This is a genomic window from Halonotius sp. F2-221B (genome assembly GCF_046719765.1).
GTDB lineage: Archaea > Halobacteriota > Halobacteria > Halobacteriales > Haloferacaceae > Halonotius.
The window spans coordinates 154,720-181,550 of record NZ_JABEBY010000005.1 but is presented as its reverse complement, the minus strand read 5'-3'; the positions used below and the strand labels follow the sequence as shown (position 1 = coordinate 181,550).

Here is a 26,831-nt window from a genome sequence, read left to right as displayed (position 1 = left end):
CGGTGACGCTCGTATCAAGCTACAGCAGCTGTATCCAGTTGAGCCGAGGAACTAGTCAGACCACATCTGAACCTACACTGAGCTGTTTCCGACAATTATTGCTTCCCCAGGGACCACAAGAAATGGAGTGTACGATGTGACTCTTTGCGGACGTTCATAAACGGTGATTTCTCCCTCGTCAATCTGAACTTCTTCTTGCTCATTCAATCGTTCCATCGCAGCCCGCCCTTCATATGCAACAACTCCATTCGGTAATGACAGAGATCGCCTAACTTCTATACACCGTTGCAGTTCCGTATCATCCTGAGTTATAGTTGATTGGGAGGACTCAAGTTCGTCAAATTGACCGTCTACAGTTCCGAGGATACCAGCTTCCATATCTACGGCATTACGAGGAACCGACTTAATACCTCAGCTTTGCATATTAAAATAGGATCGCAACGTAACCGGTGGCACTGACAGATAATATCGACTGCAGATTTTTCGGACTAACGTACAAATCTGAATAGCAAATAAGACCGCCCTGTACTATACTCGGGGTCAAAATTCGGGCTCCGTTTCGGGTGCAACGCCGTCGTCACCGCCGTCGAGATCGAATTCTTGTCGTAGCTCCCGAATCCGGTCGCGGATGTCGGCAGCGAGTTCGAATTCGAGGTTGTTGGCGGCCTCCTGCATGCGGTCTTCCAACCCCTCGATCTGCCGGGCGGCCTCGTCGTCGGTTGTCGGTGCCTCGCCCGCGACGCCACCGGTGTCGGTTTTCGACCCCGGCAGATTCGTCTCGCCGATGGCTTTGTCAATCGTTGTCGGCTCGTGGCCGTGTTCCTCGTTGAACTCCCGCTGGATGCGGCGGCGACGCTGGGTCTCCTCGATGGCTGACTCCATCGCGTCGGTCGTCTCGTCGGCGTAGAGGACGACCTCGCCGTTGACGTTGCGTGCGGCCCGGCCCATCGTCTGGACGAGTGTCGTTTCCGAGCGGAGGAACCCCTCCTGATCGGCGTCGAGAATCGCCACCAGCGAGACCTCCGGAATATCCAGTCCCTCCCGGAGGAGGTTGATCCCGACGAGCACGTCGATCTCGCCGAGCCGAAGGCTCCGGATCAACTCGTGGCGTTCCAGTGTGTCAGTCTCGTCGTGCATGTAGGCGACATCGACGCCGCCTTCCTCAAGATACTCGGTCAGGTCTTCGGCCATCCGCTTGGTGAGCGTCGTCACCAGCGTTCGTTCATCGCGGTCGATCCGGTCGTCGATGCGGTCGGTCAGGTCGTCGATCTGCCCCGTGGCGGGGGCGGTTTCGACGGCGGGATCGACGAGATACGTGGGTCGAACGATCTGTTCGACGACCTGCCCGGAGTGTTCCAGCTCGTAGTCGCCGGGCGTCGCACTCACGTAGAGCAGTCGCTCGGTCTTCTCCTCGAACTCCTCGAAGGTCAGCGGGCGGTTGTCGTAGGCCGTCGGCAGCCGGAACCCGTTTTCCACCAGCGAGTCCTTGCGGGATTTGTCACCCTCGTACTGGCCCTTAATTTGGGGTAAGGTGACGTGTGACTCGTCGACAACACACAGGAAATCATCGGGGAAGTAATCGAGCAAGGTGTAGGGGGCCTCGCCGGATTCCCGATCCGACATGTGGACCGAGTAGTTTTCGATACCTGAGCAGTAGCCCGTCTCCTGCAGCATCTCGATGTCGAAGGTGGTGCGCTCCTCGATCCGCTGGGCGGCGACGAGGTCGCCCTCGCGTTCGAAGTACCGAACTCGATCTTCCATCAGCGCCTCGATCTCCTCGATCGCCTGCTCAAGGGTGCCTTCGGGGATCGAGTAGTGTTCGGCGGGGTGGATGAGGGCCGCCGGCTCGGTCGATTGGACCTCGCCGTTGAGCGGGTCGATCTTCAGCAGGCGGTCGATCTCGTCGCCCCAGAACTCGGCGCGGACGGCATACCGGCCGTACATCGGGTAGATCTCGACGGTGTCGCCCCGTACTCGAAAGCTCCCCTGCTGGAAGTCGATGTCGTTGCGCTCGTAGTTGAGATCGACCAACTGGCCCAGCAGGTAGTCGCGGTCGATCCGCTGGCCAGCGGAGAGTTCGAGGGCCATCTCCCGGTAGTTGTTCGGATCACCCAGCCCGTAGATCGCCGAGACGCTGGCGACGACGATCACGTCATCCCGCGTGAGTAGTGATCGCGTCGCGGAGTGTCGCAGCCGCTCGATCTCCTCGTTGATCGACATATCCTTGTCGATGTAGGTGTCGGTCTGCTCGACGTAGGCTTCGGGCTGGTAGTAGTCGTAATAGGAAACGAAGTACTCGACGGCGTTGTCGGGGAACAGCTCCCGAAACTCCTCGTAGAGTTGGGCCGCGAGTGTCTTGTTGTGCGCCAAGACGAGTGTCGGCGTCGCCAACTGTTCGACGACCCACGAGACGGTGTTCGTCTTCCCGGAGCCGGTGACGCCGAGCAGCGTCTGTTCGTCCATGCCGGCTTCGTAGCCGTCGACCAACTGCGCGATGGCGTCGGGTTGATCGCCCGCTGGCTCGAACGGTGCCTCGACAGTAAACGGCCGGTCTTCGCCGGGACGATCGGGCTGAAGCGGGCCGGACTCCGCGTCACTCATTGGCGATCATTGGTGGTGAACGCACTTGACGACCGTGGTGGGCGATCGGTCGGCGATCTCCGGGTCACCGAACCCCCTTCGTTTCGACTGGAAATTTTGCCGGTATCGGCCCCCTTTCGACCGATCTCCCCTCGTGCTGTCGCCGGCTGATCCCGTCCGACGATTCGGAGATATTAGGATCCTCGGACACGTAGCCGCGGCCGTGACCGTTGGATCTGCCCTCCAAACCGGCCTTCGGCTCCTGGTCGACCGCCCGGCGGACGTGCTCCCGGTGTATCTTGTCGGGATCGGGTTGACCGCGACCGTTCGCGTTCCGCTGGTGGTGGCGATCGGTGCTGCCCTCGCGCTGCTCGTGAGCGACGGCCGGCTCGAAACGCTGGTGACCGAACTCGAAGCGTTCCTCCAATCGACCGATCTCGACCCTGCGGCGTTGGAAACGACACCGCCACCGATCCCGTCGGAGCTTGAAGCCGCCGTCGGCAACGTGTTCTCGCCGGGTATTGTCGCGTTGCTGGGCGGCGGTGTCATCGTCGCGCTGTTGGTCGGCGTCGTCGCCGGCGGCCTCTCGAATGCCGCTGTCCTCCACGGCATCTACGGCGCGCTCGTCGGCGACGACGGGGTTCGGGCGGCCCTCGGCGGACTCGCCGACGATTGGCCCTCGTTTATCGGGCTGTCGATCCTTCAGACGATGCTTACCATCCTCGGGTTCGTTCCCATCGTGATCGGCGTGGGGCTGTTCGCGTTGTCGCCGGCTGCGGGTCTCGTCGCCACCGCGGTCGGGGTGGTGCTCGGCGTCGGGCTGATCGTCGTCAGCTCGTTGTTGTTGGCGTTTGCCGGCCAGTCGATCGTCGCCGACGATGTCGGGCTCGCCGGCGGTGTGCGTCGCAGCGCGCGCCTGCCGGTTGCCCGCCCGTGGCTGATCGTCGGCTACGTCCTCGTCGCCCTCACGGTCTTTGCGGTGCTCTCGATCCTCGGCTCGCTGTTCTCGCTGTTCGGTGTCTCACAGCTGTCCGGCATCGTCGGGCCGCTGCTGTTGTTGCCGTTTCTTGACATCTTCAAGTTCGGGCTCTACGCCGACCGATCGTTTCCGATCGTCACCGATGGATCGGCGGCCGGTAGCCGCTCTTCGACCGCCGCTGCGGATCGCCGCCCTCACCGCGCCCGGTTTGTCGCCGCGTTCCGCGATGGGCTGGTCGCCCTCGGCGGCTTTCTCCGCCGCGCGCCGCTGTCGGTGCTGTTTGCGACAGCTGTCTTCACCGCCGCGGCGATCGTCAGCTATCAGGTGACCGCCGGCTTCGGCGCGGAGATCCCAACGCCCGCGGAGCCAGGGCTGGTGTTCGGTTCCGTCCCTATCGACACGTTCGTCATGCTGGCAGCCAACAACTGGCTCGTGTCGGCGACAGCGACCTTCGGCGGGTTGGCGCTCGGCGTCCCCACCGGTGTCGACATGCTACTCAACGGCGGGCTGATCGGCGCGCTCTATGGGGTCACCGACTCGATGGCGTTTCTCGCCTTGGTGGCCCCTCACGGCATCATCGAGTTGCCGGCCATCTTCGTCGCCGGCGGGCTTGGCTTTCATATCGCGGCTGTCGTCCTCGGCGTTCTCACCGGCGGGGCGACGGTCACTACCCTTGTCGACACGCTTCGGTTGGCCTACCGGGTATTGCTCGGGCTGGCGGTCGTCCTTGTCGTCGCCGCGCTCATCGAAGCGTTTCTCACACCGGCGATCGCGGCGGCCGTGTTGTGAGGGCTTAGCCGGCTTCGGTCTCGATACCGAACTCGTCGGCGGCTACGGCGCGACGCCGACCGTCAGCAGCGTTCCCCAGGTTCGGTAGCGATCGACCATCGCTGCCCGTGTCTCCCAGTCGTCGGTCGGGAACGCCTCGGCTGGCGGGATCTCAATCTCCCGGTCGGCGATGGTGTCCTGCTCGGCGACATGGAGGCCGGCCGTACGAAACGCCTCGCGGTACTCCGCTCTGTCCCAGCGTGTCATCTCGATGGCGATGTTGTCCTGCCAGGCGTGGCTCGCCTCGTTTTCCTCGTAGTAGTTGACCGCACAGTAGAACGTTCCGCCCGGCCGGAGCAGCCGCCTGATCTCTTCGAGCGTATGGATCGGATCGCGGGCGTAGTAGAACGCCTCCATCGAAAAGACGTGATCGACGCTGTTGTCGCCAAACGGTAGCGTGTCGAAGTCGCCGACAAGGAAGCCGACCGCGTCGTCGTCGGTGTAGTCAGCGGCATTCCGTGCCATCTCCGGGGCGCCATCGAGGCCGTAGCCGCGGCCGATATCGGCGGTTTCTCGGAGCGCGCGCAGCGCGTAGCCGCTGCCGCAGCCGAGATCGACGATGGTGTCGCCGGTCTCGACCGGCATCCGTGCGAGGGCGTGTTTGGCGGTGTGCCAGTGGCGATCCTCCATCCCCCGGTCTCGTCCCTCGGCGGCCCAGCTGTCGAACTCCTCGCGGACGCTCATAGCTGCCCCTTTGCGGCGAGGGCCTAAACACATCAGCATTGCCGCCACGGCGGCCCGCCGATTTATGCCGGCGACGCGCCTTTTGCTCGTATGCGCCCTCGCCACGTGCTTCCCTCCGGCACGGAGCTTCGACGCCAGTTTCGGCTGGCTGATTCCGCCCAGCAGCTTGTCGGCGGCTTTCTGCTGGCCGGCCCGTTTGTCGTCACCGAGGAGGTCTGGGTGTTGGCGGCGAGTATGAGTCAGATCCAGGCGGCACTCACCATCGTTCTTGTCGCCTTGATCGGCTACGGCGCGCTCTACCAGGCGGATACGAAACGCGATCCAGACGACGAACAGCAGGTCATCGGGGTGCCGATCCGGTTTCTCTCGTTGATGATTGTTGCCTTCGGCTCGGTGGCGATCCTTGCGGGCATTTTCGACGCGCCGGCGACGTTTGTGGGCTCGCCACCGGCTGTCCCGATTGCTGAGGTCGCCACCGTAACCGCCCGCGCGATCAGCGTCGGCGCGGTGTTTAGCGTCGTCGGCGCGGCAACCGCCGACAGCGTGTTCTAACGCTCGGTTTCGGTTCTCCTCACGTCGTCAGGCGATCCGGTTGTACTGGTCGGACAGCTTCTCGGCGGCGTCGGCCATCAGCTCCGTCTCGTAGTCGTCGAGGCCCCACTCGACAACCTCCTCGACGCCGTCGCTGCCGAGTTTCACCGGGACGCCGAAGGCGGTGTCGTCGTGGTCGAACTCGCCGTCGAGGACGACCGAGCAGGGTAGCACCTCGCCGGTGTCGTTGAGAATTGCCTCGACTGTGTGGGCGACGCCGGTCGCCGGCCCCCACTGGGTCGCGCCCTTCCGCTCGATCACGTCCATCGCCGACTGCTGGAGGTCGCTGAGGATCTCGTCCTTTTCGTCGTCGTTGAACTCGGGGTCGCGGCCGTCGACCCGCACCTTCGAAAACACCGGCACCTGCGCGTCGCCGTGCTCGCCGAGGATCGTTGCTTCGACGTTCTGTACCTGCGTGTCGAACCGCTGACTGAGGACGTAGCGGAACCGCGCTGAGTCGAGTCGCCCGCCGAAGCCGATGACGTGGCCCCGTGGGCGATCCCCCGTCTCGTAGAGGTGGCGGTTCAGCAGGTCGACCGGGTTCGAGGTCGTGACAGTAATGAACTCGTCGTTGTGCTCGGCCAGCGACGCGCTGATGTCTGCCATGATCGGCGCGTTGTCCTCGGCGAGATCGAGCCGCGTATCGCCGGGCGAGCGTGGGATGCCCGCCGTGATGACGACCACGTCGCTGCCGGCGGTGTCGGCGTACTCGCCCTGCCGGACGACCGTGTTTGAGTCGTAGGCGATCCCGTGGTTCGTGTCAGCGGCTTGGCCGACCGTCTCATCTTCCATATCCGGGATATCGACGAAAACGAGTTCATCGACGACATCTCGGAGTGCGAGGTTGTAGCCTGTTGCCGCGCCGACGGTGCCGGCGGCACCGACGATTGACACTTTTGTCATGGTCTTGTATGCGCCCGGATTTCGAGTAAGCGTTTCGGTGGGGTTGACTAGTCGGTCTCGCTGTCGAGCCGCTGTGTTTTTCCGGTGTCCGTCCGTTTTCTCGCCTATGAGCGACTTCGACAAGGAAGCCGAACGTGAGAAACTCCGGAAGAAGTACGCCGACGACGAGGATACGCGCGCGGACACCAAGCGCATGAGCGAGCTACTGCTGAAGGGGGCGACGATGACGAACCAGCACTGCGACGAGTGTGGCGACCCGCTGTTCAGCCACAACGGCCAGACGTTCTGCCCGACCTGTCGGGCTACCGCCCAACAGCCGGCCGACGACCAGCAGCAGGCTGACACGCAGCAACCAACAGACACCCAGCAGGCAAACGGGGCACAACAGCCGACCACCGCTGCGCAGTCGCCCGCGACAGAGCCGGAGTCGTCGGCGACGCAGCCGCAATCGACGCCGACCGACACGCCCGCGACCAACGGCCATCCAGACGCGAGCGATAGTCGACCCCCGGAGCCGACTCAGCAACCGACCCAGCAGTCAACCTCGCAGTCGTCGCCCCCGACCGAGGGACTCACCACGGCGCGGCAGTCACTCATCGGGACGATCACGCGCTTCTCCCAGCAGGCCGCCAAAACCGACGATCCACGCCGTGCGAAGGAACTGCTGGCGGCCGCCCGCGAGGCCGCCGAAACGCTGCGCGCGCTCGAATTCGAGTAGCGACACGCTCCCCTCTCGCGGTGGTGGCTCTCTTGGAGAATCAATCTCTTCTCCTGCCCGTAATCGAATCGCCGTGCACGCGTCGCGGAGCTACGCAGCGGTTCTGTGCTCCGATTCGCCGTGGTCGACGGTGATCTCAGCGGCATCGCGCTGCCGGGTACTGCCGCACTCCGCGCACTTCTCGAAGGCGATGAACTCCGACGTATCAACCGACCGGAGTTCGTACTCGTGGGAACACACTGTTTTCCTGATTTTTCGAATCATATGCGTTGCGTGGGTGTTGTTGCTTATAAATCTAAGGACTAAGCGATACACTATCCGGTTAATAGTTTATATGACCTAATATTGGTCGAGTATGGGTATTTGAACTATAGGATTGCTCGGATCTCACAGCTTGGCCAACTGGCCCAGCCGTGCTGTCGCAGCGCATGTATAACGCTCTCATACTGATCTGCAGCGAGAGAAACGTACTCATCGGTACTCACAACGGGAGTGTTTCCACTGGAGATGTCTCCTCGGTCGGGATACCATACGCGCCTGAACGAGGGGAGACGCTGAGCGACGGAGCAACTGCTGATTTCTTTCTGCACACCCTCTCGCCGGCGACTACTCGCCGTCGTACTCGCTGCCGACGACCTCTCGAATCTTCTCGGCGGTCACCGCGCCGACGCCGTCGGCGTCCAGCAGGTCGTCCTCGCGTGCGGTCATCACGGCTTCGACCGTCCCGAACTCTTCCAGTAGCGACCGTGCCGTCACAGGGCCGATGTCGGCAATCGAGGCAACGACGTACTCCTGCTGTTCGGCCAGCGTCTTCGTGCTCTTCTCGCCGTGCACCGAGACCTCGCGGTCGCGGGTTTCCTGCTCGCGGCGGGCGATGGTCGCCAGCAACTCGGCGGTGTCGCTTTCGTCGTCAGTGCGGAGGATGCTCGCGTTGAAATCGACCGCGAGACTCGACAGCGCGCCGCGGATCGCGTTCGGGTGGACGTTGCGCTCGCCGTAGAGGTCGCCGCCCTCGACGATGACGACCGGCCGGCTGTAGTTGCGGACGAGGTCGCCGACCTGCTCGAACATCGAGCGGTCGCCGCCGGTGAGCGTATCGAGGAAGTCCGCCACCGACTTGCGCTCGACGGCGACGCGGTCGGAGAGGACGTAGTCGCCGACCGCCAGCGTTTCGAGCCGGGTCGTGATCCCCTCGCGTTTCGAGAGGTCGCGGGCGACCGTCGATTCCAACTCCCGTTGGTCGGCGACGATCTCGACGTCTTCGGTGTCAGTGCCGGCGTTGGCGACGATTTCTTCGTCGGTGTCGCTCTCTGCGTCACTGTCGTTCGCTGTGTCGCTGTCGTCGTCCGCGTTGTCGTCGCTCGTGTTGTCGTCGCTTGCTTCATCCGTGCTCTCGGTGTCGTCGTTGGTTTCGCCGAAATCCGCTAAGCCGGGCTGGCTCTCGGCGTCGCTGCCGCCATTTGTCGCTGCCGACGGGGCGACTCCGTCGCTCGCGTCGCTGGCCTCGTCGCCGTCGAACTGATCGAGCGCGGACTGGTCGTCGTCTAACTCTTCTTCGACCTCGTCGGCGACGCCCTTCAGTTTCCGGAGTTCTGACTCCATCTGTTTCTCCTTGCGGCGGGCGATCCAGAAGTACGCCTCATCACGGGTGTCGTTGGCCAGCAGGACGACGACGCGGCCGGTCGTCTGCCGCCCTGTTCGACCTTTCCGCTGGATCGACCGGATCGCTGTCGGTACCGGTTCGTAGAACAAGACGAGATCGACTTCCGGTACGTCGAGGCCTTCCTCGGCGACTGAGGTCGAAACCAACACGTCGAATTCGTTGTTGCGAAACCGGTCGAGGGTCTCCTGCTGTTCGGTCTGGGTCATCCCGTCGGAGCCCTCTTTGTCGCCTTGCCCGACGAAGCGTTCGGTGTCGAAATGTTGGCCGAGGAATTCGGTCAGTGCTTCGGCGGTGTCCCGCGATTCGGTAAAGACGATCACGCGCTCGCCGTTGTTGATGCCCAGCGTCTCGGCCAGTAGGATTCGCGTCTGGGAGAATTTCGGGTGGCGTTCGTCGAAGCGCTCGATTTTGCGCATCGCCTCGCGGACTTTCGGCTCGGCAACGAGTCGCTGGCTGGCCTTCGAGGCACCCGAACTCTCGGCGGCGTTGCGCTGGCGTTCGAAATACCGCCGGACGGATTCGACGCTCTGGGTTTCGACGAGCGTCACCGCTCGCCGGAGCTTCATAATCTCGGCGTGCGTCGACATCCCCTGATACCCCTCCGACTGGTCGTTGTCCATCAGCTTCCGGAGTTCCGCGCTGATCTTGTTGAGTTGTTTCTGGGAGATGTCAGGACTCGTTGCCTTCGTCACGCCGAGTTCGCGCAGTTGTTCGAGCCGATCCGAGATCACCTTGTTGAGGCCGTCCCGGATATCGAGCAGTTCCTGCGGGAGGTCGATCCGTTTCCACTCGACATCGGTGTCGTGGGTGAACTCATCGACATCGGCGTCGTCCTCGGTCATTACTTCGACGCCGTCGAGGCCGAGGTTTTCGCAGATGATCTCGATATCCTCCTTCGTCCCGCCCGGCGACGCGCTCATCGCCGTCACGAGCGGCTGGTCGGCGTCGGCGTGGTATCGCTCGGCGATGTAAACGTAGGCGTAGTCGCCGGTGCCGCGGTGGCACTCGTCGAAGGTGAGATGTGTCACGTCGGCCAGCGAGATCCGGTTGCCGACGAGGTCGTTTTCGACCACCTGCGGCGTGGCGATGACGATTTTGGCTGACTCGAACAGTTCGGCGCGATCTTCGGGACGCACTTCACCGGTGAAGACGACGATCTCGTCGTCGGGAATCTGCAAGGCTTCCCGATAGAACTCGGCGTGCTGGGAGACGAGCGGTTTCGTCGGCGCGAGCAGGAGCGCGGTGCCGCCGACCTCCTGTAGGCGTTCGGCTGTCACCAGCAGGCTGACCGTCGTTTTGCCGAGCCCGGTCGGCAGACAGACGAGCGTGTGGCCCTGTTTTGCAGCGTCGGCCAACTGGAGTTGGTAGAGCCGCCGCTCGATGAACTCCTCGGCGAGCAGCGGGTGAGAGATGTAGCCAACGTCCTCAGTGGCCGCCATTGGTTGCGGTTAGGAAGCGTCGCGGTTAAGCGTTCGCCGAGCAGGGTGGAAGTGAAGTAGTAGTATTCGGATTTCGGATTAGCTGAGAGGGTTAGGTGTAGAAAGCCCTCGGCACTCTCGACTCCCGCGGCTCGCCGCGCTCCTCGTTCGCTTCGCTCACTGCGGTGCTTACATCGCCGGGGTTCGTCGAGACCGCCTCGCCCTTTCGATCCGCCAAGGGTGGCAGTTGGTCACATAGTCGACCTACCTGTTTGCCTGATCGTATCGATCAGTGGTACGTTTCTCCGTACTGCTGTCGATCCATCCACGTCACCACGGCGACGTGTGGCAGCGTCAACACGGCGATGCCGACGAGATAGATCGCCAGCAACGCGTTCAGCGAGCCGTCGGTCGGCACCCAGACGTACAGCCCGGCGAACAACGCGAGCGACACGATCGTCAGCGGCGTCGCATCCCGGTAGAATCGCCAGAGTGCCGTCGGCCACTCGTCCGCGTCGAGTGCCTGTCGCGCGGCCGGATCGACGATTGCCAGCCGGCCGATGTGCCGGACGGCGTGCCAGACAGCGAAGTAGAGCCCGACCGCAAACACCGGCGGAACGAGCCAAAAGAACACCCACAACACCCCGATTTCCACTGCGTCCCACGCGACCCCCACCACGGATGTGTCACCTACCCACACATGGCGAGCCGTCCACAGCAGGCTACTAAGGGTGAATACCCCGAATCCGACCCCAAGGGCGAGCCGCGTGTCCAACCGAAATAAGGGGGTTAGCGCGGCTGTCGCCGCCGGATCGAATAACTCGATGATGCCGTTGACAACGCGCTGGTAGCCCTCGGGCTGGCCGAGCAGCGGCACCAACATCGGCAGTCCGCCGCGGACGACGAGCGACGCCCAGCGGTCGCTTCGCGTGCGAATATGCCCGGCCTCGCCGAACGCGCGCAGCGCGAAGGCGTCGCCCTGTCCCCAATGGAACCACGTCATCCCGAGAAACGCGAGTAAGGCAATCGCCGGCGAGACAGCCCAGACTGCGAGATACAGCCCACCCAAGACGGCGTAGACGACGCTGACGACCGCCAGCGATCGTTGCAGCGACGCGTCACCGAGTCGGAGCGGCATCAGGTGATCGACCGCGCCGTGCGGCAGCCCGAACAGCCCGACGCTCACGACGAACGGCGCGAAGCGAACCACCTGCGGGAGGTCGTCAACGACGAGGCCGAACGGGATCGCCACGACGATGACGATGAGCGGTAGCGTCATCGTGAGTCGGCCGACGGCCGTCTCGCGGCTCCACGTATCCATGGTAGAGTGGCCCCGTCTCTCAGTTGCTGTCGACGGCCGCCGAGAGCACGCCGCGCGTTTCCAGCAGGTCGCCCAACGCGGCCATCGTCGACACCACGTCGTCACACGAGGGTTCGACGGCGGGTTTCGGCTCGAAACCGACCGCGAGGCCGGCGACTTCCAACATCGGAAGGTCGTTCGCGCCGTCGCCGACGGCGACCGTCTCGCTCATGTCGACGCCGAGGTCGGCGGCGAGGGCTTCGAGTTGGTCGTCTTTCGTCCCCTCGATGAGCGGGCCAGTGACCTCGCCGGTGAGTTCGCCGTCCTCGATTGGCAGGGCGTTGGCGACGATGTGGTCGACCTCGGTGCCCGCGTCGTCGAGGGCGTGGGCGACGCCGCGCTCGAAGCCGCCGGTGAAGATGGCAACCGTGTGGCCGGCCTCTCGCAGGCGGTCGATCACGTCGGCAGCACCCGGCCGGAGCACGACCTCGCTGTAGGCGTCGTTGGCGTCGGCCTCGCTCAGCCCGGTCAGCAGTTCCGCGCGACTGCGCAGGCTTTCGGCGTAGCTGAGCTCGTTGTTCATCGCCCGCTCGGTGATATCGGCCATTTCGTCGGCGACGCCGAGCTGTTCGCCCAGTAGCACGGTCATCTCCGAATCCGATAGTGTGCCGTCGAAATCGAACGCAATGAGGCTCATTGCCGGCCGTTGGCAGGCGGGGCATGAAAAACACCCGTCTTCGCCTGCGTGGGGCTGGCGATCGATCCCGCGGCGTTTAATTCGTCGGCGGCACTATCGCCGCCAATGACTGAGGCCTACCGCGGCGTCATCGGCGCGTTCCCCTACGCCTTCCGGCAGGGTGACTCGCTGTTTTTCCGGCTCTACGTCATCGTCGGCACGCTGGCCGCGCTGTTCATCGGTGGGCTGTTCACGCTCGCGTTGGTTGTCTGGATCGGCCAGACCGCGTCGACGCCGGGCGGACAGTTGACGCTGTCGCGGACGTTTATCGCCGTCGTCGGCCTGTTCACCGCCGGGCCGCTGCTCGCGCCGACGCTGCTGGTCGCCCGCAAACACCGCAAGGGGCTGTCGTATCACCCTCGCTACGATACGATCATGGCAGTCCTCGGCTACGCGTTTCTGGTGTCGCTATACCTTGCAGCTATCATTTCGATGCCCGAATCATTCCGTCCGGAACCAAGTGGGCTCACCGCCCCGATCGTCGCCGTCCTGTATGCGATCCCACAGCTTGGTGCGATCGCCCCGCCGGCCGGCCTGCTGGGCCTGATGGCTGCCGTCCACTACGTCCTCTCGCGGTAACGAGCCGTCGCTCTCGCTGGGTCGAAACCGACAACACGCCCCCGTTGCTACCGGTGTGTATGACCGATGAGCCGATGGCCGACCCCAAGGAGAGCACGTTTCTCGTCACCCATGCTGACGACGAATCGGCCGTGTTGAAGGATGTCCACGACGGTCAGGTACACACCCTCGCCTCGAATCCCGGCGTCGAGATCGACGACGCCATCGAAGGAACGGTCGCTCCCGATCCGCCGATGGCGGTTTCGTGGCAGCTCACCGAGATCGACGAGCGGCGGTCGCTGTCGATAGCGGAGAGCGCGGAGCCACCGACCGCCCGCGAACAGGAGCTGGCCGCCGATCAGCCCGTCGGCGAGTTGACGACCGAACCGCGGGCCGGCACCGGCGAGCTGCATATCCTGACCGTTCCGGAAGACGGCACCGCCACCGCCGTCGACGACGTGCTTGACGATCGGGAGGCGACGCTGTCGCGGGCCGCCCGGCTGGGCGTCAATCGCGTCGAGATCCGATCGGAACCGGGCGTCGTCAGCGTTCGATACCTGCCGTAGTCTGTCCCAGACCGTCGCTGCCCCCGTGTTTGGTCTCCGAGAGATGAGAAGGCTTATTCAACCCTGTATTCCACCGACAATATGGCTCAGCTTTCGGTACCGACCGTCGACTACACCCAGTATTCGAACCGCCAACTGGTGGCGGTGCCGCTGGCGTTGCTCGCGGTCGCGCTGCTCGTGATCGGTGGCTGGTATCTGTTTACCGGCGCGCCGGCGAATCTCGGCTTGGAGTTCGTCGGCGGCTCGGAGATCCGGATCGACGACCCCGGCGGCAACGCCGACCAACAGATCGAAGCTGCGTTCAGTGCCGAACCGGATTCGGTGCGGCAGATCGCGGCCGACGACACCTACATCATCACGTTCCCCGAGGGGGCTGTCGACACGCCTGACGGCGGCAATCAACTCAGCGTGTTAGAACAGCAGGCCGAGGCGGCTGGCTTCTCGATCCAGGCCAGCTCCTCGGTGTCGCCGAGCTTTGGTGCAAACACCCAAACGATCGCCCTCGGCGGCGTCCTCGTCGCCTTCCTCGGGATGAGCGTGCTGGTGTTCGTGATGTTCCGCAGCATCGCGCCGTCGGTCGCGGTGATCGCCTCGGCGTTTTCCGATGTCATGCTCCCGCTGGCGATGATGAACCTGCTCGGGATCAATCTCTCACTCGGGACGGTCGCCGCGTTGCTCATGTTGATCGGGTATAGCGTCGACTCGGATATCCTGCTGAACAACAGCGTGCTTCGGGAGTCCGGCGACTTCTATGAGTCGACCAGCCGAGCGATGCGAACCGGGGTGACGATGACGCTGACCTCGATCGCGGCGATGGCCGTGATGACGGTCGCGGCGTATCTCTTCGGCATCCAGATCATGACCGCCATCGGGATCGTCCTCGTTGTCGGCCTGCTCGCCGATCTGATGAACACCTATCTGTTGAACGTGAGTCTGCTGCGCTGGTATGTCAACCGGGGGGTGAAAGCATGATCGAGAAGCTCAAATCCAACTGGCGGCTGACGCTGCTGGCGGTCATCCTGCTGGTCTCGCTGTTTGTGGTGTTTTCGCCGACGATGGCCCCCCAGACGAACGTCGGCGGCGAGAACGCGACCACCGAGGAGCGACTCACCAATCTCCAGTACGGCCTTGATCTCGCCGGCGGCACCCGCATCCGCGCGCCGCTGATCGGGATGACCGCCGAAACCGTCGACATCGGCGATGAATCAACCACCAATGTCGCGGCCGCTGTCGCCGACGAACTCCCTGACAGCGATACGACCGATGTGTCGGTCAGACGCGGGACGCTCAACGGCCCGACCGTCGAGGTTGTCGACCCCGACGTGTCGGAATCAGAGTTCGGTGACGCCCTCGATGCGGCGGGCTACAGCTACGGGTCGATCCGTGATGGGCTGACCCAGGAGACCCGCGATGAGGCGATCAACGTCATCGAAGGGAAGGTCAATCAGGCCGGCCTGTCTGGAGCCAGCGTCCAGCAGGTCACCGATGGCACCGGCTTTTTCATGCTCATCGAGGTGCCCGGACAGGATCGGAGCAACGTGATCGATCTGATCGAGCAACGCGGAAACGTGCAGATCGACATCTACCACGAAAATGACGACGGCGAGTATGTCACCGAACGCGCCGTGTTGACCCAGGACGATTTCGCCTCGATCAGCAACGCCCGCCAGCCTGACGACCGGAGCCCGAATCCGCGTGTGCCGGTCTCGATCCGCCAAGACGAGGGGATCGCCGAACAGTTCCAGTCGACGGTCGTTGAGACCGGCGTCGCCCAACAGGGCGGGGCGACCTGTCGCTACGAGGAGAACCCGGAGAACACCGATCCGTGTCTCCAACTCGTCGTCGACGGCGAGGTCATCAACTCCTTCGGGATGAACAGCGATCTCGCCGCCAGTATGCGAAACGGCGAGTGGGCCCAGAGCCCGAGTTTCGTGTTGACGACGACCTCCTTCGAGGAGGCCCAGGATATCGCTATCAACCTCCGGGCTGGCGCGCTCCCGGCCCCGCTGGCGATCGATCAGGGAACGACCTCCTTCATCTCGCCGACCCAGGGTGAGAACTTCCGCACCGACTCGCTGATCATCGGGATTCTCGCCATTCTCACGGTCTCCGGCGTCGTCTTCGCCCGCTACCGCGAACCCCAGGTCGCGCTGCCGATGATCCTGACGGCGTTCTCCGAGGTGTTGATCCTGCTCGGGTTTGCGGCGTATCTTGAATACCCGCTGGATCTGTCGGTCATTGCGAGCTTTATCGCCGTCCTTGGTACCGGGGTTGACGACCTCGTGATCATCGCCGACGGGGTGATGGCCGAGGGCGATGTCTCCAGCCGGCGGGTGTTCAGCTCACGGTTCAAGAAGGCGTTCTGGGTGATCGGCGTCGCCGCCGCAACCACCATCATCGCCATGTCGCCGCTGGCGGTGCTCTCGTTGGGTGATCTTCGTGGCTTTGCCATCTTCACCATCCTCGGCGTGCTGGTCGGTGTCTTCGTCACCCGACCGGCCTACGGTGACATCCTGCGAAACCTGCTGACCGATCGCTGAAACCCCGGCCGCTTTTTTCGCTTGCTTCCAAAACACCGGTGATGCCCTCCACTGACGACGACACCGTACTCGATCCAGAGACCGAAGCCGCGATCAGACGCGTGGTTCGTGAGGAACTCGATCAGCACGACGCGACCGACTCCCGCGGTGCGGTGCGGGCGATCACCCAGATCGGCGGTGGGCTGCTGGTCGGCTGGTTCGGCCTTGCAGCCGTCACCGGTGGTCTCGTGGCTCTCGACGCGCCGCTGGGTGCCTTTGGTCTCGTCGCTGTCGGCGTTCTTCTCTTGATCGCTTACGGCTGGCGACTCCCGCCGTTCCGCTAAAACGCCCCCAGGTCGGCCTGCTCGGCCGCAGCCAACACGTCCTCGCAGGTCGCCCACGACGCACGCGCACAGGCCGGCAGCTCGCCGTGGCGGTCGACGTAGTCGGCGAGGAACTCGCGGGTGGTCGGATCGCTTGGATAGCCGCTGCCGATGTCGCCGTCGTACTCTTCGTCGAGGGCGTCGATCCGGCTGTCGCGTTCGACTTTGGCGACGACGCTGGCAGCGCCCACCAGCCGACTGGCTTCGTCGGCACCGTGCTCGGCTGTTACATCGATAGCGACACCGCCCGCGGTGTCGGTTCCAGCGTCGGCGACGTCCGCCTGAACCCGCCGCGCGAACCGTGATTCCGACACGTCGCCGGCGTCGACGAGTGCGTGGTCGCCGTCGGCCGCAACGTCGCCAAGTGCTCGCACCTGTGCGGTCACGGTCAGGCTGTTCATATCCGTCTCGGGATCGTCGATCTCGTCGGTGGTAACGACGCCGACGCCGACCTCGACCCCTGGCGCATCACGGAGTTTCGCCGCGATCGACTCGCGTGTGGCGGCGGTGAGTTGCTTCGAGTCGCCAACCTCTCCCGGGAGGTCGCCCTCCTCGGCTCGAACCGCGGCGGCGACCATCGGGCCCAAGACCGGGCCTTTGCCGGCTTCGTCGACGCCGATCTGATACGTTGACATCGCTATCTACGTGTCGTCCTCGTCGCTATCGATGAAAAATTCCTCGCGCTCGAAGGGCTCTTCGGTGCCCTTGACGGCGAGCACATCGAGTGCGTTCACCGTCGCGTCGACGCCGAGAATACCGGCGAGACTTGGCTCAGTACGCCCTTCGTCGCTGGAGATGAGTTCCTTGATGTAGAGGCCGCCCTCGCCGTGGATATCGACGGTCGCGTGGCGGGCGTCCTCGCGTTCCGCGCTGGCCGACAGCACCTCGCGGGTGCGGGTTTTGCTCGCCCGGCGGTGATCGACGCGCTGGGGGGTCTCCTGTTTGATCGTCGCGCTGTCGATCTCGTCGATCGCGTCGGTGAGATCAGCGTCGCTCACGTCGGCGTCGAACTCGACAGCCGCCCGGTAGGTTTTCGAGGCGTCGAGTTCCTTGACGCGTTCGACCATCTCGTAGCCGGCCAGCCGCAGCCCCTCGACCTCGACCTTGCCGTCGGCGAAGGCGTTGATGTCGGCTTCCAGTTCGTCGGTGTCAACCCGGCGGCGATGCGGCTCCTCGACCTCGATCACGAACGGCCGGCCTGTGCCGAGCATCTTCGCGTCCACGTCCTCCCGGCCCGCGCCGTGGAACGTTGCGTCGGTGCCGTCCATCGCCTCGGCGACGACGGGTGCGGTCAACTGCTCGACGCTTTCGAGGTAGAGATACCCCTCGCCGTCGCAGTGATCACAGGGATCGCCGCGCCGGCGACCGCTGCCGTGGCACTCCCGGCAGGGCCACTCAGTCTGGGGGATATCGCGTTCGAGCTTGCGGTACCGGCCGTAGACGAACGCGGAGTTGAGCTGGGTGTCGACACGGTCGGTTGCGAGATCGAGGGTGAACTGGATGTCGGGTCGCTCGAAGTCGACCTCGGTCTCGGTCTGGCGGCCGATTCGCTTGCCGACTTCCCGGTTAAAATTCGATTTGAACAGCTCGCCGGCGTCCGGATCGAGGCCGGCATCTTCCCGCAGCAGGCGGTCGTTTTCCTCGATCAGCGGCGGCGTCCGGGTGCCGACCTGATAGGTGTCGAACTCGACGGTCTGAACCGCGGCGACTGCCCGGTCGGCCCACTCCGCGAAGCGGCCGCATTCGCCGTCACAGACCCAACAGTCCTCTGGGGCGACCGTCTCGTAGGGCTCGTCGTCGGCGAGGGCGACGGCGACGCGTAGCCCTTCGCCGCGGTCGGCGTTCGAGAGGCCGAAGCTCCGATCGGCGAACACGCGACCCAGACAGCTATCGCAGACCGGGCCAGCGTCGATAACCGCGCGGGCCTCGGCAAAGAAGTCCATACAGGCGGCAACGGCGGCGGCGATAACTGTCTTGCCCTTCGTCGCCGTGGGTCGCCGCCACACGGATCGGGGGGCATTTACGCCTCCCTGCCGTATACCGGTATCACGACATGGATGGAGCCACTCGTCCGACCTTTCTTTCTCTCTTCGCTCATACCCGATCGCAGCATACTGTGACAACCCGTCTCACCCGATGCGAGAGGGAGGCGACGCGATGAGCAGTCCGCCCGCCCTCGACATCGAAGATCTCCGCAAGGAGTACGACGATGTGACCGCCCTCGACGGCGTTTCGCTGACCGTCCCTGAGGGCAGCTTCTTCGGGCTGCTCGGCCCCAATGGCGCGGGCAAAACGACGTTTATCAACATTCTCGTCGGCCTGGTCAGAAAATCCGGCGGCACCGCCCGTGTCTTCGGCCACGACGTGGAGGCTGACTACCGAAAGACGCGCAATGCCATCGGGCTGGCCCCACAGGAGTTCAACGTCGACCGGTTCTTCCCGATCCGCGAAGTCCTAGAGCACAAAGCCGGCTACCACGGCATCCCAGCTGAGGAGGCCAAAGCACGGGCCGATGAGGTGCTCAAACAGGTCGGCATCTACGACAAACGCGACACCCGCTTCGATTGGCTCTCCGGTGGGATGAAACGTCGCTTCCTGCTGGCGCGGGCACTCATCACTGACCCGGATCTCCTGATCCTCGACGAACCGACCGCCGGCGTCGACGTGCAGCTCCGGCGTGACCTCTGGGAACTGGTTACCGATCTCAACGACCAAGGGAAAACCATCCTGCTGACGACCCACTACATCGAGGAGGCCGAACGGCTCTGTGATGAGGTCGCCATCCTCGATTCCGGCCAGGTGCGGGCGGTGGCGACGCCAGACGAGTTGAAGAATCGTGGCACCGACCAGATCGTGGTCGAACTCCGCGAGCCGCCAACAACGCTGCCTGACCTGCTCGCTGGCGACGACCGCGTTGATGCCATCGACCGCGACGGCCACCAGCTCACCGTCACCGCCCGCAAGGGTGGGCTGGTCGCCCCGCAACTCGTCCGCGAACTCGACCGCGAGGGCATCGAGATCATCGATCTCGAAATCACTCGTACCTCCCTTGAGGAGGTTTTCGTCGAGATGACGCGGCACGACGACACCGCTGCTGACAACGCGGATGACAGCGACACCGACGCTGACAGCGCTGGCGACGACAGCGATACAGACGCTCCCCGGGCTGAACAACAGGTCGCCCCCGACGGAGGCCAGCGATGAGCGTCGTCGACCGCGCGGCCGCCGCCGCGGGCGTCCCGACCGGGTTTTACACCTTGGTCAAACGCGAGATACTCCGCTACGTCCGCCGGCCGAAAAACACCTTCATCCCGCCATTTATCACGAACGTCCTGTACTTCTCGGTGTTCGGCGTTGTTCTCGGCAGCCGCGTCGGCGAGATCATCGGTGTCCCCTACATTCTGTTCATCCTGCCCGGCCTCGTCGTGCTCGGGGCGGTATCGAACGCCTTCGAGAACGCCTCGTTTTCGATCTTCCACGGGCGGTGGAACGAGTATATCGACGAGACGCTGACCTCGCCGCTGTCCTATACGCAGATGGTCTGGGCCTACCTGCTGTCGTCGGCGTTGCGGGGCGTGTTGGTCGGGACGCTGATCGGCGTCCTCGGCTTTTTCATCATTGGTGGGCTCTACCAGCCGGTTCCCGTCGAGCAGCCGATCTATCTGGTCGCCTTCCTCTTGGTGATCACGATGCTGTTTTCGAGTCTTGGCATCGTCGGCGGCCTGCTGGCGGAGGATTTCGACGACCTGACGATGATGAACCAGTTCCTGCTCCGCCCGCTGGTGTTCTTTGGAGCCGTCTTCTACTCCCTTGAGGATCTGACGCCGCTGTTGCAGGACATCTCGCTGTTGAACCCGATGGTCTACATGGTCAACGGCGTCCGCTATGGCTTCCTTGGTGTTTCGGAGGTCGACCCACAGCTCTCCTTGGGGCTGTTGACCGGCGGAACGGCCGTCGTCGCCGTGCTCAACGTCTGGCTATTCAAGCGTGGCTACGGGCTAACCGACTGAGGGAGAGGGGCGGTCGGGGTCGATTACTACGTCAGCCGGCTGACGGCATCGGAGATATCCTCGATGGTGTCGGCCTGCTGTTCGTTGGCGGCGGCGATCTCTTCGACCTCGTCGGCGACGGTGTCGGCCTGTTCGACGAGTTCGTCTAGCATGCTGGCGACCTCCTCGGAGCTGGCGGCCTGTTGGTCGGTCGCATCCGAGACCTCCCGAATCCCGTCGGCGGTCTCCTCGACGGCTTCGGTGATGTCGTTGAGTAGCTCCATCGCCTCGGCGACGCGCTCGACGCCGCGGTCGATCTGTTCGGTCGTCGTCTCCAGGCTGTCGACGGTCTGTTCGGTATCCTTTTCGATCGCTGTGACGAGATCCTCGATCTCCTGGGCGCGCTCCTGGGAGTCTGTCGCCAGCGATTTCACCTCGTCGGCGACGACCGCGAACCCTTCGCCAGCCTCGCCGGCGCGGGCGGCCTCGATCGAGGCGTTGAGCGCGAGGATGTTGGTCTGTTCGGCGATGTCGTTGATGACCTCGACGACGGAGTTGATCTCGCCCACCCGGGCCTGGAGGTCGTCCACATCGGTTGAGACCTCATCGACGGCCTCGCCAACGTCGTCCATCACGCCCATCGCGTCGTCGGCGGCATCCTCACCCTGCTCGGCGAGCTCGCGGGCGCGTTCGCTGTTGGTTTCGACCTCGTCGGCGGAGGCGGCGATCTCCTCGACGGTCGCGCTCATGTTGGACACCTCACTAGAGATCGAGTGAATGCGATCGGACTGTTCGCCGGTGAGCTCGGAGATATCCTGAGCGGATTGGGCAACCTCCGTGGAGGATCGCTGGAGATCGGTGAGCGGCTCGTTGAGATCGCGTTCGACCTCCCGGGCCAGCTGCTCGCGTTGCTCGATCTCCTGTTCCAGCTTCTGGCCGTAGGAGTGGATGTAGGTGTCGGCGACGACCTGCATATCGAGGTTGATGATCCGGAGGACGCTCGTGATATCGGCCCGGAGCTCGTCGATCTCCGAGGCGACGATCCGTGCGAGCTCGTCGTCGCTGGCGTCGTCGCCGACGGCCCCCTGCACCCGATCGGTCAGCTGGTCGGTCGCCCGCTCGGTGAGCAACGGAAGGATGAGATCGTAGTAGACGCCGTACTGGCCGATGTACTGTTTCATCGGCATCTCCAGGAGGTCGTGGAGCTTGCCGATCCGGGCGCGGTTTGTGAAATACTCGTAGTCGTACTCGCCGCCGGCCAGCGTGGTGAAATACGCCCGCTGGGTTTCTTTGAGCTGTTCGACGTTTTTCTCCGAGCGGCCGATCACCTCGACGGTCTCCTCATACTGGGTGAGATTTTCGTAGAACAGCTCGGCGATATCCTCGGTGTGGGCCTCAAACAGCGGCCGGAGGTCGGTCAGCCGCGCCACATCCTCCTCGTCGAAGTTGATGAAGTCTTTCCGCCACTCGATCTCCTCGCGGTCGAGACCGATCTCCCGCATCAGCGAGTCGACGTCGACCTGATCGTTCATCCCGCCTTCCCCGAAGCTCTCGGCGTAGTTGCTCATACAAGTAATCTTTGAGCGCAATCAATTTAACTTACGTTACTAGCGTCAAACTTTGATACCGAGGACTCCTCTGGGTTGTCTCTGTATGTATCTGATCTTTCACGAGCAACAATCGGTGTGCATTTGATTTCGGCGACTACAATGAGACATGTTGCCAACTCTCTCGATCGGTGGCTTCGATTGTCGCTTCGCCTCTCGGTTTCAGCCGTTCGTGATCGATCCAAGTAGCTGCCACTAAACCCCTTGCTGTCGACACCCCGGTATGCGTCAGTTCATCGTGCTTGGTCACGACGCCCCGACGACGGCCGACTTCTCGCTGGACGACCTTTCGGGAGCCGGCCGCCTCGATATCCTGTGTCGGTGTGTCGGCGCGGCGGTGTTTCTCTCCCATGGCATCCGCGAGCACGTCCGGATTCACCTCGTCGTTGGCGACGAGTACACCCTCCGGTTCGACAGCGACACGCTCCGCCGGCTCTACCCCGACGAGCGAACGATCGCCGCCCGGATCCGGGATGCCCTCGCCCAGCGCGATGATGCCATCGGCCACATGCCCGCCGCGGTGTCGCCGGGGATGGAACTCTACCGCCTCGGCTTCGAGGCGACGCTTGACGACGTTGCCAGCGAGGGGACGGTCGTCCAACTGCACGCCGAGGGGACGCCGCTGCCGGAGGCGTCGGTGCCGAACGATCCCATCTTCGTGCTCTCGGATCACAACGATTTCACCGATCGTGAGGCCGAACTGCTGGCCGAGCAGGCCGACCAGCGACTTCGGGTTGGCCCCGAAACATTGCACGCCGATCAGACGATCACGGTTGCCCACAACTGGCTGGATACCGCCGGCTATTCGGAGTACTGAGCCAGTCGATCACAACCGTTAAATTCGGCCGCGGCGTGGCGATGAGTGCGGGCCGGTGGGGTAGCTTGGTATCCTTCGGCCTTCGGGTGGCCGTAACCACGATTCAAATTCGTGCCGGCCCATTTCTACCCACCGTTCACTACCGCCGAGCGACTGTGGCACGCAGTGCCACGAGCGAGGCATCACGAACGGTGGGTGTCTGGAACACGCCGAATTTGAATCAGGGAGTGACCAGCGGGAACGACCGTGATTCAAATTCGTGCCGGCCCTAGTGCTCCCGACCATACCACGATTCGGAGGCCAGCACTGGAGAACGTAGCTATCGAGAGCTGACACCGATGAGCTGGGTAATCTCCTGAGCGATTCGATCAGTAGCAGCCGGCGTGAGCTGCCCGAGCCGATCAGTGATCGTCGCGTGTTTGAGGGTGAGAATATACCACGGCGACGCCCAACTCCGCTTCGGCGCGCCGCCCTCTGCCCACCTCTCCGGCGTGAGTTCGATGGCTCGATCTCGCCCTGTCGTTGTCACACCAGCGACCATGTACTCCTCACCGTAGAACGGGTGTTGTTCGTCACTTAGGATGATATACGGGCGGCCGCCATCGCGGAAGGGTGCCGGATGCCAGACAACGTCGCCGCGCGCATATGCTTCCATGGATCGCTATTCAGCTGTTTCAGCGGCGTTTCGCCACTCCTCATACGATTCAGTTCCCTCACGCTCGACGACGGCCTCAAGCGAGGAAACCATCCCGAGATAGGTGCCGACGCGATCATCGTCACCGATAGCCCAGTAGGGCTCGGCGTGCCGAACCAGCTGTCGGTCTTTGAGCCGTTGCAGCGTCTTGCCGACTGACCCGCGGGTGACACCTGTTGCGTCGTGGATCTCCTTTGGTGTGAATCCCTGCTCAGGATACTCGGAGAGGAATGCTAGGATCTTGTGTGCATTCGATCCTTCCCGAAGCGTCCAATCAAACTCATCGCTGTTGTTTGATTGCTCGTATTCGTTGAACTCAACTGGCATTGTATGTCAAAGTAAGTCAAGAATCATCATAGTATTTTGGGTGCGGTTAGCCCTCCACAGATGAATCAAAGACGCCGAATGTGAATCAGGGAGTTACCAGCGGAGACGACTGCGATTCACATTCGTGCCGGCCCCAGTGTTCCTGACTGTTCACTACCGTCGAGCACTGATCCCCGCTCGAACAGAGCATTTTTGCTCACTACCTAGCAATACACAGCTATGTATCGTGTACTGACACCCTGGCGGCACACACCGGGATTAGGATGCTCCTGGCCGTAATCGCCGTCTCGCTGACGGTGTCAGTGCTTGTCTACCTGGGGTTGTTTGGGTTTGCTGTCTCCCAGTATCGATCCGCCCGAGAGCATGCAGAAAGCGAGACGGTCGACCCACACGAGTTCAGCGGGAAAAACAGACCCGAAACGGTGTACACGAGCGCCGAACTGGAGTATTTCGACGTGCTCTGGAAGGGGGAGTACGGCAAGTGGCGCGCCTCGGAGTACAGCGCCAACGACACGGCCTACACCTACGTTCACGGCCCCTACTGTCCGCACGACGAGCATGCACTCCGGATCCAAACCGTTGCCAAGTGGATCGTACTGAGCAAACACGTCTGGGTGTGTGACGCCTGCGACCGCACCTACCCGTATCCGGACGACGAGATCGGCGACGGCACGATCGTCGAGCGGGCGATGCACCGCCGGATCAAACGCAAACGACAGGCCAACGGGTCGGACTGACAGGATATTTATTCGACACGACCAACAGCCCTCTGTATGCCCTCCACCGCTGTTGCCCGCCTCAGAGACCGCATCTCAGCCCGAACCCTCCTGGTGTATCTCCTTGCGGCCGGCGGCGTTGTCGCCGTTACCGGCAACGTCGCGCTCGTCGCCGGGCTCGCCACCGCGTTTCTCGTGGTTGAAAGCCGGCAGTTCCTCATCGATACGCCCGGTGTCGACGATCGCTGGGTGACTGTCGGGCTGGCCGCGGTGCTGCTCGCCGTCAGCCTCGCGTGGCTCGTTGCCGAACTGCGGCAGCCACCGCTGCTGCGGACGCTGTGGGCCCCGGTTGCGGCTATCCTCGGGGGGCTCTGGCTGCTGTTGGACGCCCGTGTCGACTTCGCCTCCGACACCGCCGATACTGACACCGATCGGGTTGACGATCTCGCTCCCGGCGTGTTCCTGCTTCGGATGCTGCGTCTCAACCGCATCGCCGACACGCTCGAAGCCGGCCCGAAGACGGTTCCTGAGATCGCTGCCGCCTCCGAGCTTACCGAGCCGCAGGTTCGGGCGGCGATCGAACTTACGGGCGAGAACGGGCCGATCGTCCGTGTCGACGACCCGCCAGCCGATTCAGCCGCCGACTCGCCAGCCGATCCAGCCGCTAACGAGACGGCGGTGACCGCTGATGAGCCACCCCGGTACACCCTCGACAGGCGTCAACTCGGCGTCACCGGCGTCGGTCGACTGGCCGTCGGTGGACTCGCCAGCCTGCTTCGGCGGCTGGCCCGACCAGTCCTCGGCCCGGCCTGATTTGTCCAAGCGGCGTTCCTATCGCTTGCCGAGTGCCGTCTCGAAGACCCGCTGGGCGCGCTCGTAGGCCTCGTCCCGGTCGACGATCGGTTCCGGATAATCGGGGGCCAGCCGCTCCCGCGTTGCCGCCGACAGCGTCGGCCACTCGACGATCTTCGCTGGCTCGACGCCCCGAAGCTCGGGGACGTACTCGGTGACGTAGTCGGCGTTGGCGTCGTACTTCGAGAGTTGGGCCACCGGATCGAAGATCCGCACGTCGACGCTGTCGGTGCCGGTCGAGGCGATCCACTGCCAGTTGGCGTAGTTGTTTGCGGGGTCGTGATCGAGAAGCTGTTCGGCGAAATACCGCGCGCCGATCCGCCACTCGATCAGCAGGTGTTTGGTACAAAACGAGGCGACGTTCTGTCGGGGCCGGTTGTGGATATACCCCTCCTGATTCAGCTGTCGCATCCCGGCGTCGACCAGCGGGTAGCCCGTCTCGCCGGCCTTCCAGGCGGCGATCTCGTCGGGATCGTTCTCCCAGGCGATCCGGTTTGGGAGGGATTTGTAGTTCTCGGTCAGCAGCGTCGGGTTGTAGTGTAGCAGGTGGTAGTTTTGCTCCCGCCAGGAGAGTTCATACCGGTACTTCTCGATGTTTCGTGCGGCCGCCCCGTCGGAGGTGTTCTTATCGGCGGCGTCGTATCGTTCGGTCGCGTCGGCCCACACCTCACGGATTCCGATCATGCCGGCGGCGAGATACGGTGAGAGCCGCGAGACCGACCCAACCGGTCGCTCGACGGCGGCCTGCATGTCGTCGCGTGTCTCATTGTACGTCTCGATCCCGTCGGCCAGAAACGCATCGTAGCGATCCCGGGCGGCGGCGTAGCCGGCTGGCGGCCGATCGATGTCGGTTTCGATCGGCGTGAGTGTGGTGTCGTCGACACCGTTCGCGTCGTCGACGGCGGCCAGCGCGTCCGTCTGTACCGTTGCCGGCGTCGGCTTTGGCTCGGCTTGCCAGTCGTTGTGGAACTGGCTGTGGTTCGGATACGACGGTGCAAGATCAGCGGGATCGACGAGCGTGAGATCGATCGAACACCGCGTTGACAGCCCTTCGTCGACCTGTTGTTGGCGGTGTCGCCGTGCTGGCCGGTAGTGGTGGTTGTAGTAGACGGTATCGGCGTCGTACGCGTCGGCAACCGCGGCGAGCTCCTCGGCCGGCGAGCCCTCTCTGATAAGGAGGTCGCTTCCGAGCTCGCGGTAGCGGGCGTTGAGCGCGCGAACCCCATCGATCATGAACGCCCGCTGTCGGCGACCGAGTCGCTCAAAGATGTCGTCGTCGACGACATACACCGGCAGCGTCGTGTCGTCGGCTGTCGCCGCCGCCAGCCCGCGGTTGTCCGGAACCCGGAGATCCCGGCGGTGCCAAAAGAGGTGCATACCCCGCTAACGGGTTCCAGTGAAAT

Annotated in this window: 27 protein-coding genes and 1 tRNA gene; 14 read left to right on the top strand and 14 right to left on the bottom strand. The window is 63.5% G+C overall.

Going from position 1 to position 26,831, the window contains the following annotated elements; translation table 11 throughout:
• Nucleotides 1-72: 72 nt before the first annotated feature.
• Both HKK80_RS05330 and uvrB read right to left on the bottom strand, forming a co-directional pair.
• Entirely contained in the window at nt 73-378 is a 306-nt protein-coding gene (locus HKK80_RS05330; RefSeq protein WP_411798582.1) for a hypothetical protein, read from the bottom strand.
• 162 nt (nt 379-540) lie between these two features.
• Nucleotides 541-2,601, bottom strand: coding sequence for an excinuclease ABC subunit UvrB (gene uvrB, locus HKK80_RS05325; RefSeq protein ID WP_411798581.1), 2,061 nt, complete (start codon nt 2,599-2,601; stop codon nt 541-543).
• Nucleotides 2,602-2,803: 202 nt separating this feature from the next.
• Between uvrB and HKK80_RS05320 the strand changes: the two genes are divergently transcribed.
• Nucleotides 2,804-4,348, top strand: a complete 1,545-nt coding sequence (locus HKK80_RS05320) for a stage II sporulation protein M (RefSeq protein WP_411798580.1) — start codon at nt 2,804-2,806, stop codon at nt 4,346-4,348.
• 42 nt (nt 4,349-4,390) lie between these two features.
• On the opposite strand, the gene HKK80_RS05315 is transcribed toward HKK80_RS05320, so the two are convergent.
• The gene (locus tag HKK80_RS05315) at nt 4,391-5,071 is read right to left on the bottom strand and encodes a class I SAM-dependent methyltransferase (RefSeq protein ID WP_411798579.1); all 681 of its coding nucleotides are present in this window, start codon (nt 5,069-5,071) and stop codon (nt 4,391-4,393) included.
• A 90-nt stretch (nt 5,072-5,161) separates the two neighbouring features.
• Here HKK80_RS05315 and HKK80_RS05310 point away from each other — a divergent pair, with 90 nt between their 5' ends.
• Nucleotides 5,162-5,623, top strand: a complete 462-nt coding sequence (locus HKK80_RS05310; protein WP_411798578.1) for a DUF2391 family protein — start codon at nt 5,162-5,164, stop codon at nt 5,621-5,623.
• Nucleotides 5,624-5,650: 27 nt separating this feature from the next.
• On the opposite strand, the gene mdh is transcribed toward HKK80_RS05310, so the two are convergent.
• Complete coding sequence (gene mdh / locus HKK80_RS05305) at nt 5,651-6,565, bottom strand: malate dehydrogenase (RefSeq protein ID WP_411798577.1); 915 nt, start codon at nt 6,563-6,565, stop codon at nt 5,651-5,653.
• A gap of 106 nt (nt 6,566-6,671) precedes the next feature.
• Here mdh and HKK80_RS05300 point away from each other — a divergent pair, with 106 nt between their 5' ends.
• Nucleotides 6,672-7,283: an Sjogren's syndrome/scleroderma autoantigen 1 family protein gene (locus HKK80_RS05300; RefSeq protein ID WP_411798576.1), complete on the top strand. Its 612-nt coding sequence runs from the start codon at nt 6,672-6,674 to the stop codon at nt 7,281-7,283.
• A 90-nt stretch (nt 7,284-7,373) separates the two neighbouring features.
• Here the strand turns inward: HKK80_RS05300 and HKK80_RS05295 are convergent, their stop codons facing one another.
• From HKK80_RS05295 to serB, 4 genes are all read right to left on the bottom strand, one after another.
• Nucleotides 7,374-7,547, bottom strand: coding sequence for a hypothetical protein (locus tag HKK80_RS05295; RefSeq protein WP_411798575.1), 174 nt, complete (start codon nt 7,545-7,547; stop codon nt 7,374-7,376).
• A gap of 342 nt (nt 7,548-7,889) precedes the next feature.
• On the bottom strand, nt 7,890-10,385 hold the full coding sequence (locus HKK80_RS05290; protein WP_411798574.1) for a DEAD/DEAH box helicase: 2,496 nt from the start codon (nt 10,383-10,385) through the stop codon (nt 7,890-7,892).
• A 268-nt stretch (nt 10,386-10,653) separates the two neighbouring features.
• Nucleotides 10,654-11,685 (bottom strand): Brp/Blh family beta-carotene 15,15'-dioxygenase, encoded by a 1,032-nt coding sequence (locus HKK80_RS05285; RefSeq protein WP_411798573.1) that lies wholly within the window; start codon nt 11,683-11,685, stop codon nt 10,654-10,656.
• Nucleotides 11,686-11,704: 19 nt separating this feature from the next.
• A complete protein-coding gene (gene serB, locus HKK80_RS05280; RefSeq protein WP_411798572.1) occupies nt 11,705-12,361 on the bottom strand; it encodes a phosphoserine phosphatase SerB in 657 nt (218 codons plus the stop codon).
• Between the two features lie 105 nt (nt 12,362-12,466).
• On the opposite strand from serB, the gene HKK80_RS05275 reads away from it, so the two are divergent.
• The 5 genes from HKK80_RS05275 to HKK80_RS05255 all read left to right on the top strand — a co-directional run bounded on the left by HKK80_RS05275 (nt 12,467) and on the right by HKK80_RS05255 (nt 16,387).
• Nucleotides 12,467-12,979: a hypothetical protein gene (locus HKK80_RS05275; RefSeq protein WP_411798571.1), complete on the top strand. Its 513-nt coding sequence runs from the start codon at nt 12,467-12,469 to the stop codon at nt 12,977-12,979.
• A 74-nt stretch (nt 12,980-13,053) separates the two neighbouring features.
• On the top strand, nt 13,054-13,524 hold the full coding sequence (locus tag HKK80_RS05270; RefSeq protein WP_411798588.1) for a DUF5812 family protein: 471 nt from the start codon (nt 13,054-13,056) through the stop codon (nt 13,522-13,524).
• 81 nt (nt 13,525-13,605) lie between these two features.
• Nucleotides 13,606-14,496, top strand: a complete 891-nt coding sequence (gene secF / locus HKK80_RS05265) for a protein translocase subunit SecF (protein WP_411798570.1) — start codon at nt 13,606-13,608, stop codon at nt 14,494-14,496.
• Nucleotides 14,493-16,064: a preprotein translocase subunit SecD gene (locus tag HKK80_RS05260; RefSeq protein WP_411798569.1), complete on the top strand. Its 1,572-nt coding sequence runs from the start codon at nt 14,493-14,495 to the stop codon at nt 16,062-16,064. The genes secF and HKK80_RS05260 overlap by 4 nt, the downstream gene beginning before the upstream one ends.
• Before the next feature lie 41 nt (nt 16,065-16,105).
• Nucleotides 16,106-16,387 (top strand): hypothetical protein, encoded by a 282-nt coding sequence (locus tag HKK80_RS05255; RefSeq protein WP_411798568.1) that lies wholly within the window; start codon nt 16,106-16,108, stop codon nt 16,385-16,387.
• Here HKK80_RS05255 and rnhB read toward each other — a convergent pair.
• Entirely contained in the window at nt 16,384-17,061 is a 678-nt protein-coding gene (rnhB, locus tag HKK80_RS05250) for a ribonuclease HII (RefSeq protein ID WP_411798567.1), read from the bottom strand. The two genes, HKK80_RS05255 and rnhB, sit on opposite strands and share 4 nt — an antisense overlap.
• A 6-nt stretch (nt 17,062-17,067) precedes the next feature.
• On the bottom strand, nt 17,068-18,369 hold the full coding sequence (locus tag HKK80_RS05245) for a tRNA pseudouridine(54/55) synthase Pus10 (RefSeq protein WP_411798587.1): 1,302 nt from the start codon (nt 18,367-18,369) through the stop codon (nt 17,068-17,070).
• A 214-nt stretch (nt 18,370-18,583) separates the two neighbouring features.
• Here HKK80_RS05245 and HKK80_RS05240 point away from each other — a divergent pair, with 214 nt between their 5' ends.
• On the top strand, nt 18,584-19,630 hold the full coding sequence (locus HKK80_RS05240; RefSeq protein ID WP_411798566.1) for an ATP-binding cassette domain-containing protein: 1,047 nt from the start codon (nt 18,584-18,586) through the stop codon (nt 19,628-19,630).
• Nucleotides 19,627-20,436, top strand: a complete 810-nt coding sequence (locus HKK80_RS05235; RefSeq protein WP_411798565.1) for an ABC transporter permease — start codon at nt 19,627-19,629, stop codon at nt 20,434-20,436. The genes HKK80_RS05240 and HKK80_RS05235 overlap by 4 nt, the downstream gene beginning before the upstream one ends.
• Before the next feature lie 26 nt (nt 20,437-20,462).
• Here the strand turns inward: HKK80_RS05235 and HKK80_RS05230 are convergent, their stop codons facing one another.
• The gene (locus tag HKK80_RS05230) at nt 20,463-21,983 is read right to left on the bottom strand and encodes a globin-coupled sensor protein (protein ID WP_411798564.1); all 1,521 of its coding nucleotides are present in this window, start codon (nt 21,981-21,983) and stop codon (nt 20,463-20,465) included.
• Nucleotides 21,984-22,245: 262 nt separating this feature from the next.
• On the opposite strand from HKK80_RS05230, the gene trmY reads away from it, so the two are divergent.
• Both trmY and HKK80_RS05220 read left to right on the top strand, forming a co-directional pair.
• Nucleotides 22,246-22,839 carry a tRNA (pseudouridine(54)-N(1))-methyltransferase TrmY gene (gene trmY, locus HKK80_RS05225; protein ID WP_411798563.1) on the top strand — a complete coding sequence of 198 codons (594 nt, stop codon included), beginning with the start codon at nt 22,246-22,248 and terminating at the stop codon, nt 22,837-22,839.
• A 49-nt stretch (nt 22,840-22,888) separates the two neighbouring features.
• Nucleotides 22,889-22,961 (top strand) — tRNA-Pro (locus tag HKK80_RS05220).
• 197 nt (nt 22,962-23,158) lie between these two features.
• Here the strand turns inward: HKK80_RS05220 and HKK80_RS05215 are convergent.
• Nucleotides 23,159-23,494, bottom strand: coding sequence for a type II toxin-antitoxin system PemK/MazF family toxin (locus HKK80_RS05215; RefSeq protein ID WP_411798562.1), 336 nt, complete (start codon nt 23,492-23,494; stop codon nt 23,159-23,161).
• 6 nt (nt 23,495-23,500) lie between these two features.
• Nucleotides 23,501-23,860 (bottom strand): MarR family transcriptional regulator, encoded by a 360-nt coding sequence (locus tag HKK80_RS05210; RefSeq protein WP_411798561.1) that lies wholly within the window; start codon nt 23,858-23,860, stop codon nt 23,501-23,503.
• 263 nt (nt 23,861-24,123) lie between these two features.
• Between HKK80_RS05210 and HKK80_RS05205 the strand changes: the two genes are divergently transcribed.
• Both HKK80_RS05205 and HKK80_RS05200 read left to right on the top strand, forming a co-directional pair.
• A complete protein-coding gene (locus HKK80_RS05205) occupies nt 24,124-24,597 on the top strand; it encodes a hypothetical protein (RefSeq protein WP_411798560.1) in 474 nt (157 codons plus the stop codon).
• Between the two features lie 36 nt (nt 24,598-24,633).
• Nucleotides 24,634-25,389 carry a hypothetical protein gene (locus tag HKK80_RS05200; protein WP_411798559.1) on the top strand — a complete coding sequence of 252 codons (756 nt, stop codon included), beginning with the start codon at nt 24,634-24,636 and terminating at the stop codon, nt 25,387-25,389.
• Between the two features lie 18 nt (nt 25,390-25,407).
• On the opposite strand, the gene HKK80_RS05195 is transcribed toward HKK80_RS05200, so the two are convergent.
• Nucleotides 25,408-26,805, bottom strand: a complete 1,398-nt coding sequence (locus HKK80_RS05195) for a cryptochrome/photolyase family protein (RefSeq protein WP_411798558.1) — start codon at nt 26,803-26,805, stop codon at nt 25,408-25,410.
• Nucleotides 26,806-26,831 lie beyond the last annotated feature (26 nt).